This window comes from Undibacterium sp. GW821-FHT11B02, assembly GCF_058808955.1.
This window is the reverse complement of the sequence record NZ_JBXASD010000013.1, coordinates 181845-196053: the sequence shown is the minus strand read 5'-3', so window position 1 is coordinate 196053 and position 14209 is coordinate 181845. Positions and strand designations below refer to the sequence as shown.

The following is a 14209-nucleotide window of genomic DNA, read 5'->3' as shown; positions in this document are numbered from 1 at the left end:
GCATAGGTCGATGCGTATTCTGCTTGTACGGAGAAGCTTTGGGCGATGTCTTTGAGGGACAGGCTGGACGCTGTCCAGTACGCCAAACCCAGTGGGTCCGCTGGACGGTTGAAATAAGCGATGTAAAGCTTTTGGATGTCTGCAGCGGTATTGGCCATTGAATATCTCTGATGAATTAATTTAAAAATGCGGGATTGTATTAGGGCGTATTGACCTAGTTACACAATATTACAAATATTAGCGGCGCTAAGATTAACACGTCAATCTTGATTTACCTGTGACTAAAATCACAAATACTCATAGGGTTGATAAGCCTGACAAAAATTTACATTATTCCGGTGCTAGCCTCAAGGTATTCACATCAGCCTCAGCAAATTAAGTCCCTTGCGACCTCTCAGTGTTGTTTCGCTGGCCATTGGTGCAGCACAAGGAAAAACGTAAACGTGGATTGCTGTTTCGACTTATCACTCCCACTATTTCCACATAGAAACAATCACACTTACCTCGCAGCTATTACGAAACCCTGTCAATCATGTGCATCAGCAGGATTGACAAGAAAAATTCCCGGAGGGCAGATACAATACGAGCCTTCTACCAAAAACTGTATTCTGACTTTGTTTACCTTCCGTACCAGGCATTTCGCTGTCCCCTGTTTGCTGGTCCTGCTGATGCTGGGCTTGTGCAATGCATCGTCAGCCAGCGACGCCTGTGAGAGCAATCCTGCACCGATTCGCTATCTGCTGACTTTTGATGACGGCCCCAGCGCTGTGCAGCCAGACAATCCGACAGAAAAGGTATTACGGACTTTATCAAAAAATCCGTATCAGCCAGACATCAAGGCAGTATTCTTTACCCAGACGCGGGCAGTCAATGGTGGTGGAACCGAGTATGGCCGCAGCCTGTTGAAACGTGAAGTGGATGAAGGACATTTGTTGGCTTTTCATACTGCGACACCACGGCATTCCAATCATCGCTATCTGAAAGAAGATGCATTTGAAGCTTCATTAACATTGGGCATTGCTGATCTGACAGGCATTACGGGTGTAGCCCCCAAGCTGGTACGCCCACCCTTCTGGAATTATGATGCACGCACGCTGGAGACTTATCACAGCCACGGCTTGCAGATGTTGTTGACGGATTTAAGTGCCAATGATGGCATTATTTACGGCATCAATTTCAGCCTGACCAAGCACCGCAACATGCGCAAACTGTTATTGGCGGCACGCCCACACTGGTGCAATAACGAAATGCCTGCCGTGGATGGGGTAACACCTATCGTCGTGACCTTTCACGATATCAACCCCTACACGGCGAATCATCTGGAGGAGTATCTGGGCATTCTTTTGGATGTCGCCAAAGAGCTGGATATACCTACCAGCGAAAAACCATTTTACGATAACCGGGAAGAACTGGAACGCACTGCGCTGGCAAGGACGGTCACGGACGCCAACAATGCGCCAGAATTGCCGGGTATATGGAACTGGTTCTGGAGCTTATTCCGCTGATAGTTCACGGGTGTACAGAAGTTGTGGCGGAGAGGTGAATTCCACCGCACTGCATAAGGTGATGGACAATTCAGGATGCTTGAAGTGCAGGCATTCCACACTGGGTGCATTGAGTTTGATATGTGCTTCTTTGCTGGTCCATAGCTGATAAAAATCGCACATGCGATTGCCAGCTTCCTGTTGCTGCAACCATGCATTTTCGGCAGCATCAAAAGCATGCAATGCCAGTGCAGAAAAATCTCGATCGGGGTTAAGCAATTCAATATCCAGGCCCAGCCTGGTGCCAGTACTGACCGCACAGGCAACCCAGTTGCCACTATGCGAGAGGCTGAAGCCAAGATCCGGGCAAGCCGGAAAATCAAGATGTGGCGCATTGCCCGGACGTTCAGTCAGTTGCAAGGTGTTGACGGGTACGTCCAGCAATTGACTCAACGCCCGACGCAAGAGCACACGTCCAGCAAGAAACTGGCGCTGCCTTTCTTTTTTGATGAAGCGCTCATAACGCAGCACTTCGCTGGTGCTTAAACAAGTTAAATAGCCCGCCAGATCAATATCGCTGATATTAATCAGAAAGATGCAGGCTGTATGATCTGGCATTGCGTGTTTATTATCTGGTGAGTGCTTTTTCATCAGCGCCAGTTGGTCCACCTTTGGCACTATTGTAGTTATCCAGAATATAGCCGCTGGCGAGATTTGCAACCCGGGTCAACATCAAATTGTCATGCACACCGAATACAAAACCGGCAGCCATGGCATTGGCACGCTGGAAAAATTCTGGCAGCGCAACGACTTTACCATTACCATCAGTTATCTTCATGCGCATCAGCACACCTGAACTACCAGCCAAAGGCCCCAGCAATACGCGCTTGGCACCATGCTTGAATTCCATTTCTTCAATCACAGGTTCAATGATCAGCACACGGCCATTATCTGGACGCGTGTTCCAGTTTGCCAAAGAGCTCGCCAGATCTTCCTGAATATTTTGATTGATCTTGACCAAACCGGATTTATCACCTTCATAGCCTGGCCTGAACACTACTGGCTGAACCTGGATACGTCCAAAACCAGAAAAAGCTTCAGATGGAGGGGGATTCTGCATGGAAGTAGCTTTTACCGACGTGGCACAACCCTGCAACAGACTGAGAGCAAATACCATGGAAATTAAAAAGCCGCGCTGTAAAGCAAGCGTCATTATGAGTCCTTAAAAAGAAATGAGATGGTCCGTTGTAAAAAAATGCAAGCCAGATGCCGCATTGTCTCTATTTTTATTTATCCGCTATTGTCACAAAATCGGCCTTGAAGGCGACGCCAGCCATAATGGCACCCACATGACATTCAAATTCTGTTTCGCTCGAATATTCAATGTTGTCATAGTTACTGACGATGTTGATGACCGCATTGGCACCTAATTCTTCAGCACGTTTTTTCAACTGCAGCATGTCGGATAAAAATACCCAGTTGCAGGCTTTTTCATTGGACTTGCCAAAGGCATTGGTCCTCAGGCTGGTCTTGTCGCTGGATATCACTTTTAACACTGGTGGCGTGGGTTGTTTACCGAAATAAAATTTAATATTTTCACCCAGTCTGTATGGCGCATTATTGTCCGCCATCGCCGCAGCAATCGGCAGCATCACTTTGTTATCGGCAGCTGCAACTGGCAATGCAAATCCAGCCAGCATAGCCAGCGCAATTGCGGTAGAAATCAATTTTTTCATTTTTTATTTCCAGGTTAAAAACACGTCGTTAGTCAGCAAAACCATCATGTATATTTTTTAAAAATCAAAGAAGTATTGATGCCACCAAAAGCAAAGTTATTCGACATGACGTATTCGCAATCAATGGCCCTGCCCTCGTCCCTGATATAGTCCAGTTGCGCGCATTGGGGGTCAAGCTCTTGCAAATTGATGGTGGGCGCAAACCAGCCTTCACGCATCATTTCTATGCTGATCCAGGCTTCCAGTGCGCCGCATGCACCCAGGGTATGTCCCATATAGCTTTTCAGGGAACTGATGGGTATGGCATTGCCAAACACCTGTGCAGTAGCCTGGCTTTCGGCGATATCACCTTGTTGCGTGCCGGTACCATGGGCATTCACGTAGGCGATGTCGGATGGCTGCAGTTGTGCATCTTCCAGCGCCAGTTGCATGGCGACCTTCATGGTTTCTGCATTTGGTTGCGTCACATGGCAGCCATCACTATTGGTACCGAAACCGACCAGTTCTGCATAAATTCTTGCGCCGCGTGCCTGTGCATGTTCCAGTTCTTCCAGTATCAGGCTACCAGCACCTTCGCCTATCACCAGGCCATCACGACCGGCATCGAAAGGGCGTGGTGTATCTTGCGGATTGTCATTGCGCACGCTGGTGGCAAACAGGGTGTCAAACACAGCCGCTTCTGTGGCACATAATTCTTCGGCACCGCCGGCAATCATCGCGATTTGCTTGCCGCTGCGTATGGCTTCGTAGGCATAACCTATACCCTGGCTGCCAGAAGTGCATGCTGATGAAGTCGTGATGACGCGACCGGTCAAACCAAAAAATACGCCTATATTGACCGGTGCCGTATGCGACATCATTTTGATATAGGTCGTCGCATTGATGCCTTTCGTAGTGCGTTCTTCCATCATGCGGCCAAAATCACCGATGGCACTGGGCGTACCTGCCGATGAGCCGAAAGATATTCCCATCTTTCCGCTGGTCAGCAAGGGATCATCCAGCAAACCGGCGTCCGCCAGCGCCATTTCGCTGGCACGAGTCGCCATCAGGGCGACTCTACCCATGCTGCGTGTGGCTTTGCGGTGGTAGCGTTCATTCAGTTCAAATGGTGCAGCCGGTACACCCAGCTGTGTATTCAAGCCTTCATAGTCGCTCCATTCCTGCATGCGCACGACGGCATTGCGGAATTCACCCAATTGCTTGCGGATAGTCTGCCAGTCATTACCCAAAGGGCTGATACCGGCCATGCCGGTCACGACGACGCGGCGATTCTGTCGATTAATGCTCATACCCAAACTCATGCCATACCTCCATTAACCGATATAACCTGCCGTGTCACATAAGCGGCATCTTCATGCATGAGGAAACTGACGACAGCAGCCACTTCTTCCGGCTTGCCGACCCGACGTGCTGGTATCATTTTCAAGGCTTCTTCCAGCGGTACTTCACTAATCATGTCAGTCTCTATCAAGCCTGGTGCCACACAATTGACGGTGATGGCACGCTTGGCCAATTCTATTGCCAGTGCCTTGCTGGCACCGATGATACCCGCCTTGGCTGCACTGTAGTTGACCTGACCACGATTGCCGATCAGCCCAGACACCGAAGCCATGGTAATGATGCGACCCGGCTTACGGCGCTGTACCATGGGCATGACCAGGGGATTGAGTACATTATAGAAACCGTCCAGATTGGTATTGAGGACAATATCCCAGTCTTCGCCAGACATGGCCGGAAAAGCATTATCCCTGGCCACGCCTGCATTGCAGACAACGCCGTAATAGCAGCCATGTGCTTCCACATCTGCCAGCAGCAGCGCTGCGGCAGTACCCCGTTCGCTGATGTCAAACTGCAATACGCGGGCTGTACGGCCCATACTGGTAATTTCAGCTGCGACAAGTTCAGCCTCTTCACGCTGGCTGCGGCAATGCAATACGATATCGTAACCATCCCGTGCAAGACGCAAAGCGATGGCCTTGCCTATACCGCGTGAAGACCCGGTTACCAACACACTCTTACTCATCTCTAACTCCGTTGCAGAAATTCTTTGGCATCAGCCGGTTGAAATACCGTGATGGTGGCAACAGCCAGCGATGCGCCTGTTGCCTGATCACGGATACCACATTCAAATGCACCCAATCCATTTTCACCTTGTAAGACACGCTGTATCTGTACTTCCAGCACACTACCGAGGGCAAACACCGGCTGGCTGCAATCGTAACGCCGGGTTCCCAGCAAAAAGCCGACCTTCACCGGTTCGTCACGCAGGCTGGCAAGATAACCGGCGTGGGCTGCTATTGCCTGCGCCATGTATTCGATGCCCACCCAGGCATCCACACCTTGTGATTTGCAAAACAGGGTTTCTGGCCGGATAGCCACTTCAGCAGTCAGGGTTTCGGCATCGGCGGCCAACACCCTGTCCAGCAAGACCATTTCACCATCATGCGGGACCAATTTGTGTACTGGCGGAAATATAGTCGCAGTTGTTTGATTCATTCTGTCTTCCCCAGCACCAGGCATGCGTTCGAGCCACCAAACGCGAAAGAATTACTGACTATCCAGCGCAATGGTTTGCCTGTCTGTTGCCGTGGTGCCACGATATGCAAGGCAGGCAATTGCGGATCGGCAACGCCATCCCACAAATGTGGTGGCAATTGTCCTTGCGGATTGTCATCCTGCATCACCAGCCAGCATAGTGCAGCTTCAATCGCAGCGGCAGCACCCAGGGCATGTCCAGTAAATGGTTTGGTCGAACTGACAGCGACTTCGGGACCGAATATGTCTTGAATCACACGTGATTCCATCGCATCATTCTGTACCGTGGCGGTACCATGAAGGTTGATATAGTCAACCTCGGATGGAGTAATACCGGCACGTTGCAAAGCCTGGTTGATCGCCATACGTGCACCGCCACCTGCAGGATCAGGTGCGGACATATGGTGACCATCCGAAGATTCACCCCAGCCACACAGCGCCACTGCGCCAGATGCAGCTTCGGCAGTCATCAGGAAGAAAGCAGCACCTTCGCCAATATTGATACCTTTGCGATTGGCACTGAGCGGATTGCAGAATTCGGTACTAACTGATTCCAGCGCAGAAAAACCGGCCACGGTGAATTCGCACAGGGTATCCACACCACCAGTCACCACGGCGTCACACAAACCCATCTTGATCAGACGGGCAGCACTTGCCATCGCCTTGGCGCTGGAAGAACAGGCACTGGAATGGGTATAAGCTGGCCCACCGGTGCCCAGCTCGTGGGCTAGCATGGCCGCTGGCGATCCCATTTCCTGTACGGCGTACTGAAACGAAGCCGGCAGGCTGCCATGCTGGTGGTAAACCCGCAATGCATCCTCAGTGCCGGCAATGCCGGATGTACTGGTACCAATGACGATACCGATACGATCAGCACCAAAACGCTGTATTGCGGCATCGACCGATTGACGTATCTGTGCCAGCGCAGCCAGCGCCAGTTGATTATTACGGCTGCGCATGGTCGCCGGCAAATGGCTGACATCGGGCAAGATACCTCGCACCTGGCCAACCGGCAATACCCGTCCCGGTGACCAGGCATCAGTCATCTGCAGGCCGGTGGTGGCTTCGTCCAGCAGGCGACGCCTGATCTCCTGGTGATTGTCACCCAGGGCACAGATTACGCCACAGTGATGTAAATACAGCTTCATAAATAAAATAGCTTCAAGGTGCAGACTGTATGGTCAGGCGATAGTGATAACGCAGATTGTTCAATACAACTGTGCCGCTCCAGCGCGGCATGCGGCTGTAGTCTATACTGGTCACCAGTTCATTATCCAAATATAGTGCTCTGTGCAAACCCTGGTCTTCAATGCGCCAGCCAGTTGGTAGAGCGTGGGCAATCGCATGTACCGGCCACAAACTCAATTGCATGTCTTCCAGTACATCTTCGGCCTTGACCTGTGCCGGCAACATCATATGACGCCATGATTTGAGCTCATTGCCATCATAACTGAGGCTTAATACACGCTGACCAAAAGCCAGGCCTACCAGCTCCAGTTGCCCGCCATCCACTTCCAGTGCAGCATCCAGTTCATCGATGCGGCCATTGCGTTCCACCTTCAAATGTTGCTGCACGCTAAAGTTTTCACCCAGGCTGGCTGGCGGTAACTTCAGGCCCAGACGGGCTTGATTAGCAGCCGGCGGCGCACTGGCACAGCCAGACAGCAGGGTCAGTATCAACAGCACGGGAAGCACAATTACTTTATGACTGAACAGGTGGTACATGATGACTCTCGGAAGATGTAAAACACGGCACAATCAGCCAAACCAGGCTAGTGCCGATGAGCATGGTCAGTCCAAATGCTTGCAATGCCGGTGTGCGACTCAGGCCCAGCAAACCGAAGGACAAGATGGTATTTGCGGCTGACAGTCCAACCGCCAGCCAGGGCGTGGCATTGCGTCTGTCTGTATGTTCCTGCATGAAGATGCCGTAATCAACCCCTACCCCCAGCAACAGCATCAGCGCCAGTACATGGAATAATTGCAGGCTTTGCCCTGCCAGCCCCAGCAAGGTCAGTGCAGACAAGCTGGCAACCATGGTCGGTGCCAGCACACGCCAGGCATGACGGCGATAACGCGGCCACAACAACGCAAATACCAGCACATAGGCGGCACAGACTACCCAGCCCATATACGCACGATAGCGCCCCAATACCGACGAAATTTCACTGACCTTATCCACCCACTGCACCCCTTCCAGACCATCGGCAGTATGTTGCAGAGATGCCAGACCGTCATTGGCATAATTCAAACCACGCAAGGCAACGATGCTGGCATATTCATTGCTGATACGGCCTAGCCACAGGTGACGCCAGGGTTCACCTGCGGCTGTTTTCAGGAAACTGTCTACTGTCATGCCTTCAGAAGGTTGAAGTAAATGTGCACGGATACCAGCGGCCCAACTCGCGTCTTCATCCACCTTGGTAGCCAGTTGCGACAAAGGGCCGCCATCAACCAGCAGTTTTTCTTCTATCAACTGGCGTCGTGCAGCCTGTGTCTGCGCAGAAGGCACCCAGTTGGACAGCGCCTGATAGCCGGAGATGGTGTGCTTCTCTATCATCGTCTCCAGCTTGTGCTTCAGGATTTCTTCGCGCTGCAATACGATTTCTGCCGAAGCGCCACGCACAAGGAAATACTGCACAGGGGTCGGCGCATCCAGCAATTTACCAAGCTTGATCTGATCTGCCACCAACTGTTTTGGCGGTGTTTGCAATAGCCTGATATCGTCATTCGCACCCAGTCTGGAACAGACAAACAGTACCAGCATTGAAAACGCAACCAGTATGCCTATACCATAGCGATTCATTCTCAGGCGCGGCCAATGCCACAACGCGGCGCTGTACCAGGCCACCAGTTTCCCGCTTTTCAAACCACCGGCACGCACCAGATGTGGAAACCAGCAGACAACCGTCAGCCACGCGAATATCAGGCCCAAGGCAGAAAATGCCGCCATATGTCGCAAACCGGGGAATGGTGTCAGACCCAGGCCAAGATAACCGATCACAGCCGCCAGTAAAGTCAACCCCAGCCCAGGCAACAGACGCTTCAGCAATTGATGGGAATCGAGTTCTGCATCGGAATTCAGGCGGTTACATAAAAAATAAATGCCGTAATCCTGTGCCACACCAATCAGGCTGGCACCAAATACCAGTGTCAGCAAATGAATGCCGCCAAACAGCAGCCAGCTTACGGACATCGCACCCAGAAAACCTATGCCTATCGACATCAAAATCAGCAGAATAGGTTTCAGCGAACGGAAGCTGAACCACATCAGTAAAATGATGCCCACCAGCGAACCGACGCCGATGGTGGATACTTCTGAATTAGCTTGCTGTCCAGCGGCAGCGGCATGCAATACCACACCGGCGCTGATGATCTGTACACCCGGCGTTGCCTGCCTTGCGGCGTCGGTTGCCTTTGTCAGCAGCGGCAAAACCGCTTCCTGCGCTGTCAGTGAAAATGCAGATGGTTTCAGGCTCAAGGGCAGTAACACATACTGGTTTTCTGCATCGGCAACAAACAGCATGCCGTCACGCGGTCTTACCGGCGTTTCCTGCGCCCGCTCCTGTACCCAGCCACTGAAAAGGCCAAAGGGATCATCCTGGAAGGAACCCAGCTTGGGGCCGGAAAAGGCACCATACATTTTGACCAGCGCCGTCTCGGTCCAGAACTGCGCTGGCTGCGTACGCAATTGCTGTTCTTGCTCTGCGGTCAGCAAACCCAGGCTATTCTTTTGAAAAGCTGCCAGCCAGTCGCTTTGGGTCTGGTCGTTGATGGTGGTTGGTGTCAACAGATCGGTACGCGTGGCGATCACTGCGTTATACGCCTGCGCAGCACGTTTTGCCTGTTCCCAGTCCGGCGCACCGATCAATACCACAACCCTTTGCTGGGCAGTGTCGACCATATGTGCAAAGGATCGCTGCAATACCGGGTCGCGTTCCTGCACTGGCAATAAAGCCAGAATATCGGTGTCGGGCGTAATGCGTTTGCCCAGCCACAAATAGGTGTTATGTGCCAATAACAGGCACACCACCAGAGCCCAGACTATTGCCATGACTGTGGCCAGGTTACGCCGATTTTTCAAGACTTTATCCATTCCACCCCAGTTAGTTACCGTGTGCCAGCAAAAGCAGGTTCACATTGAATACCGGTCGTCAAAACATTGCCAGCTCTTCAGCAGTGATTGCCGTTTCGCCAGTCTTGATATCAGAAAAAATAATGGCAGTGCGGTCACCGCTGGCTTCATCGATATGTATGTTTTTTACGTAAGCTGCACCATCCAGACTGATCTGCCCTATGGCTTTAGCCAGTGCTGCCTCACGTGCCTTGAGACTGACTTTCCAGCTACCAGCTTCGGCAGTGCCATCCACTTCAAACAGCGATTCCAGCTTGCCCAGATCACCCGACAACAAGGAAAAAAGCACGCTATTGATCATGCGCACAGTCGGCTCTTTTTGCGCATCCAGCCGCATGGCAACGCGGTCGCCCTGCATCTGCACGATTTCATCGCGCGTCAGGCGCAAGGTATTCGGGAAAGGTTGCAGCGTGCGCCACAACACACCCTTGCCATTGATCACACAAAACCGGCCATTCGAAGCCAGCGGTTTTTTCATGCCCACCAGTTGCTTGGTCTGATCAAAACGACCGCACAGGACAGCTGGTTTGGCCAGGGTATTCTGAATTTTGGTAGTCAGTGCCGAGGTGGCACCGGCGTGCGCTGTCAACAATACTGCCATCAGCGCAAACAGGCTGGAAAGTATACGTTTCATACTGGGGTCACTCCCAATTTTTCAAATAACACTGGCGGCGAAACAAAACACATTTCGCCACTGCTGATTTCCACCGCGACTTGTGTAGTGCTGGCGCGGGTCAGGCGTTTCCCGCTGGCTGCATCGGTAATCAGGTAATCGATCTTCAAACGATTTTCCCATTCAACGATGTCAGCACGCAGCTTCAGTTTCTGTCCAAAGCTGGCCGGTGCCACATAGCGCAACTGCATGTCTATCACTGGCCATGCATAGCCAGATTTCTTCATCTGCACATAGTTATACTGAATACTGTCCAGCAGCGCGCAACGCGCGACTTCCAGGTATTTGACGTAGTTGCCGTGCCAGACTATTTCCATCGGGTCCAGGTCAAAGAACTGTACCTGCATCTCGATTTCGGCAGACCAGCGGCTGGGGGCAGCGTTCTTACGCATACAGACTCCATTCCTGTTGACGTAACCTTTCCAGCATCAGGCGCAAATCCGGTTCCAGACGCCGGTCTTCCTGTATCGGTGCGATATCTGTAGCAAGCGCGTCCATCATCCGTGCCAATGCTGGTGAAAGCGACAATTCCGGGTGTAGTTGCAAACGCAACCATACGCCCTGACGTACGGTAATCAGCAAGGCGGCAACCACTTGTTCTGTCAGTTCCAGCACGCGCAGGCAATCCCTGGCGGCTATCGTGCCCATGCTGACCTTGTCCTGGTTATGGCATTCGGTAGAGCGTGAAAACACCGAGGCTGGCATGGTCAGTTTCAAGGCTTCCGCCGTCCAGGCAGAGGCGCTGATCTGCAAAGCCTTGAGACCATGGTTGATGGCAGCACGCGGCCCTTGCACGCCAGACAGGTTGGCCGGCAAGCCATGGTTGTAACGGCTGTCCACCAGCAGGGCCATTTGTCTGTCGAGCAAATCAGCCAGATTGGCGACGGCATTCTTCATGCCGTCCATGGCAAATGCGATATGACCGCCATAAAAATGACCGCCATGCAGTACACGTTCATTGTCGGCATCAATGATGGGATTGTCATTGGCGCTGTTCAATTCGTTTTCTATCGATTGCCGGAAGAATGGCAAGGCATCGGCCAGCACACCGATGACATGAGGTGCACAGCGTATCGAATAGCGGTCTTGTAAACGCTTGCCGTTGCGTTCCACCTGCCCTGCGGGCAAATCATGACGCAGGCATGCTGCCACGCCCTGCATGCCTGCATGGGGCTTGACTGAAAACAGTACTTCATCAAAATGATGGGCATTACCATCCAGCGCAAAAGAAGCCAGCGCGGTAATACGTGTCGTCAATTGCGTCAGATAAGCGGCGCGATCATAGGCCAGACAGGCCAGTGCCGTCATCACAGCAGTACCATTCATGATGGCCAGGCCTTCTTTCGGGCGCAGGCGCAAAGGGGTGATGCCAGCGTCACTCAGGGCTTGGGCTGCCGCCACATGTTCACCCTTGCGCCAGACTTCGCGTTCGCCGCACAAGACTGCGGCCAGATAAGACAAAGGGGTCAAGTCGCCACTGGCACCCACCGAACCCTCGGATGGGATCAGGGGTAACAGGTCATGTTCGAGCAAGCTGGCGATCTGCACCAGCAATTCCACACTGACACCGGAGAAACCCTTCGATAGCGAAGCCAGGCGGGTCGCCATGACTGCGCGGGTCTGTGCCGGGTTCAGGTATTCACCCAATCCGCAACCATGATAGGTGTACAGATGATGCGGCAATTCCGCTACCAGATCTGCCGGGACAGTGACCGTGCAGGAATCGCCATAGCCGGTGGTTACGCCATAGATAGTGCCATCTTCACGCAACAGGCGATCCAGAAATTCGGCCCCGCGCGCAATTGCTGCCCGAAAAGCAGGATCAGCCGACAAGGCGGCCTGTGCTTTACTATGGGCAATATCTACAATATCTTCTATACGCAACCTGCTGCGGTCAAATACAACGACACGCGGCTGACTGTTGGAGATGGTTGAGATGGTTTGATCAGCGGGATGCATCTGTTTGTTCCAAATGAGGTATATGCCAAAAATCGTAAAAATTAAACCATTCCAAGGGTGCCTGCACACAATAGTATTCCAGTCGTGCGGCGTAGGCGGCAATCAGCTCCTGCAAGACCTTGTCACGTTCCTTGCGGGGCAGTCTGACTGATTCACGCAGCAGCTCAAACCTTACTTGCGGCACACCATCCATATACAGGGAAAACAATAAATAAACCGGGCATTGCAAGATACTGGCAAGCACATACGGCCCCACCGGGAAAGCGGCATCCTGACCAAGAAATTTTGCGCAAGCCACCCTGGGCTGCGGTGCCACTGGTATGCGGTCACCAGCGATGACGACAAAGCCACCCTCTGCAATTTTTTCTGCCAGCAACATGGCAGTAGCAGGCGTCATTTCAGTCACCTGCAACAAATCCATCTGGCTGTGAGGATCAAGCTGGCCCAGCATGCGATTGAATGCCTGTGCATGTTTAGTGTGAACGAGTATGGTCAATTTCACGTCAGGAAAATCGCGGGACAATACCCTGCACATTTCCAGATTGCCCTGATGCGAACAAACCAATACGGCACCACGTCGGGTAAGCATCTGCGCATGCATCTGTTCTTGCCCGTGATACTGCACCTGTTCAGTATTGAACAAGCCGCCCCAGAGCAACATCTTGTCCAGTATGCTTTCTGCAAATGCGCCAAAATGCCGGAATACCCCCAGCCAGCCTTGCCGTACCGCACGGTAAGCATTAATGCGTCGCAAATAATCCTTCGACGCACGACGTGGTACCGCCTGCAGAAACACATACCACAGCAATACCGGGTAAAGGACTATGCGAAATGGCCAGCGTCCAAAATAACGAAAAATCCAGAATAACAGACGCATGCCAGCCACAAAGCTGACTTCATTCATGCTGGCCCAATGCCTGCCGGTGGCAGCCTGTCTGGTCATGACCTGCCCCGCCAGTTACGCAACAGCAGACGGGGGAAACGCAACAGCATGCCAAAGAATAATTTGGTATGCATTTGGGTGATCAGCACATTGTCCATCCAGACGCGGAAGTGCGAAACGCCATCTGCTGGATACGCCACCCTGGTAGGCAGGTTGATGATGCCGGCACCGTCCCAATACAACCGGACCAGAATATCAGTATCAAAATTCATGCGCTTGCCGACCTTCTGCTTCGCCAGCAGCGCCAGCACAGGGGCTATCGGGTACACCCTGAAACCACACATGGAATCACGAATCGCAAATGACAGGGTATTGATCCATACCCAGACATGGGTCAGGTAACGGGCATAAAGGCGCACTGCCGGGACCGAATCGTCATACACAGGGTAACCGGCTACGATAGCTTGCGGGTGAGTCTGTGCCTGTTCCAAAAACCGTGGAATATCGGAGATACAATGCTGGCCATCGGCATCCACCTGCAATAAATGGGTGTAACCGATCTTTGCCGCATGTTCAAACCCTGTCATCACCGCCGCACCCTTGCCCTGATTGCTGGCATGGCGCAACAGACTGACCCGCGCTGGCATAGCCGCATGCAGTTCATTGAGCGCCGTGGCACACGCAGGTGAGCAACCATCATCAACCAATATGCAATCCACATCATGCGCCAGGACGGCATGTACCACCGCAGCAATGGCATGCTCATGGTTATAGACGGGGATCAATACGCAGGGCTTGAACACT

At 52.3% G+C, this 14209-nt stretch carries 15 protein-coding genes; 1 reads left to right on the top strand and 14 read right to left on the bottom strand.

Translation table 11 applies throughout. The features are described 5' to 3' along the window. The first annotated feature begins 653 nt into the window (after positions 1-653). Complete coding sequence (locus tag AC1RVX_RS24835) at positions 654-1505, top strand: polysaccharide deacetylase family protein (protein ID WP_493219250.1); 852 nt, start codon at positions 654-656, stop codon at positions 1503-1505. On the opposite strand, the gene AC1RVX_RS24830 is transcribed toward AC1RVX_RS24835, so the two are convergent. The 14 genes from AC1RVX_RS24830 to AC1RVX_RS24765 all read right to left on the bottom strand — a co-directional run bounded on the left by AC1RVX_RS24830 (position 1494) and on the right by AC1RVX_RS24765 (position 14208). Further along, positions 1494-2102 carry a 4'-phosphopantetheinyl transferase family protein gene (locus tag AC1RVX_RS24830; RefSeq protein ID WP_493219249.1) on the bottom strand — a complete coding sequence of 203 codons (609 nt, stop codon included), beginning with the start codon at positions 2100-2102 and terminating at the stop codon, positions 1494-1496. The genes AC1RVX_RS24835 and AC1RVX_RS24830 overlap by 12 nt on opposite strands. Positions 2103-2112: 10 nt before the next feature. Further along, positions 2113-2697 (bottom strand): hypothetical protein, encoded by a 585-nt coding sequence (locus tag AC1RVX_RS24825; protein WP_493219248.1) that lies wholly within the window; start codon positions 2695-2697, stop codon positions 2113-2115. A gap of 73 nt (positions 2698-2770) precedes the next feature. After that, entirely contained in the window at positions 2771-3220 is a 450-nt protein-coding gene (locus AC1RVX_RS24820; RefSeq protein ID WP_493219247.1) for an excinuclease ATPase subunit, read from the bottom strand. Between the two features lie 44 nt (positions 3221-3264). Further along, on the bottom strand, positions 3265-4509 hold the full coding sequence (locus AC1RVX_RS24815; RefSeq protein WP_493219246.1) for a beta-ketoacyl-ACP synthase: 1245 nt from the start codon (positions 4507-4509) through the stop codon (positions 3265-3267). Positions 4510-4517: 8 nt separating this feature from the next. Further along, positions 4518-5243, bottom strand: a complete 726-nt coding sequence (fabG, locus tag AC1RVX_RS24810; protein ID WP_493219245.1) for a 3-oxoacyl-ACP reductase FabG — start codon at positions 5241-5243, stop codon at positions 4518-4520. Between the two features lie 2 nt (positions 5244-5245). Next, positions 5246-5716, bottom strand: a complete 471-nt coding sequence (locus AC1RVX_RS24805; protein ID WP_493219244.1) for a hotdog family protein — start codon at positions 5714-5716, stop codon at positions 5246-5248. Beyond that, on the bottom strand, positions 5713-6903 hold the full coding sequence (locus AC1RVX_RS24800) for a beta-ketoacyl-ACP synthase (protein ID WP_493219243.1): 1191 nt from the start codon (positions 6901-6903) through the stop codon (positions 5713-5715). Before AC1RVX_RS24800 ends, AC1RVX_RS24805 begins: the two co-directional genes overlap by 4 nt. A gap of 13 nt (positions 6904-6916) precedes the next feature. Beyond that, entirely contained in the window at positions 6917-7480 is a 564-nt protein-coding gene (locus AC1RVX_RS24795; RefSeq protein WP_493219242.1) for a DUF3261 domain-containing protein, read from the bottom strand. Next, positions 7458-9851: an MMPL family transporter gene (locus AC1RVX_RS24790; protein WP_493219241.1), complete on the bottom strand. Its 2394-nt coding sequence runs from the start codon at positions 9849-9851 to the stop codon at positions 7458-7460. The genes AC1RVX_RS24795 and AC1RVX_RS24790 overlap by 23 nt, the downstream gene beginning before the upstream one ends. Positions 9852-9909: 58 nt before the next feature. Continuing rightward, the gene (locus AC1RVX_RS24785; protein WP_493219240.1) at positions 9910-10524 is read right to left on the bottom strand and encodes a LolA family protein; all 615 of its coding nucleotides are present in this window, start codon (positions 10522-10524) and stop codon (positions 9910-9912) included. Then, the gene (locus tag AC1RVX_RS24780) at positions 10521-10955 is read right to left on the bottom strand and encodes an acyl-CoA thioesterase (protein ID WP_493219239.1); all 435 of its coding nucleotides are present in this window, start codon (positions 10953-10955) and stop codon (positions 10521-10523) included. The genes AC1RVX_RS24785 and AC1RVX_RS24780 overlap by 4 nt, the downstream gene beginning before the upstream one ends. Continuing rightward, positions 10948-12522 (bottom strand): HAL/PAL/TAL family ammonia-lyase, encoded by a 1575-nt coding sequence (locus AC1RVX_RS24775; RefSeq protein ID WP_493219238.1) that lies wholly within the window; start codon positions 12520-12522, stop codon positions 10948-10950. Before AC1RVX_RS24775 ends, AC1RVX_RS24780 begins: the two co-directional genes overlap by 8 nt. Then, on the bottom strand, positions 12509-13465 hold the full coding sequence (locus AC1RVX_RS24770) for a lysophospholipid acyltransferase family protein (RefSeq protein WP_493219237.1): 957 nt from the start codon (positions 13463-13465) through the stop codon (positions 12509-12511). Before AC1RVX_RS24770 ends, AC1RVX_RS24775 begins: the two co-directional genes overlap by 14 nt. Beyond that, entirely contained in the window at positions 13462-14208 is a 747-nt protein-coding gene (locus tag AC1RVX_RS24765) for a glycosyltransferase family 2 protein (protein ID WP_493219236.1), read from the bottom strand. The genes AC1RVX_RS24770 and AC1RVX_RS24765 overlap by 4 nt, the downstream gene beginning before the upstream one ends. Position 14209: the final 1 nt, after the last annotated feature.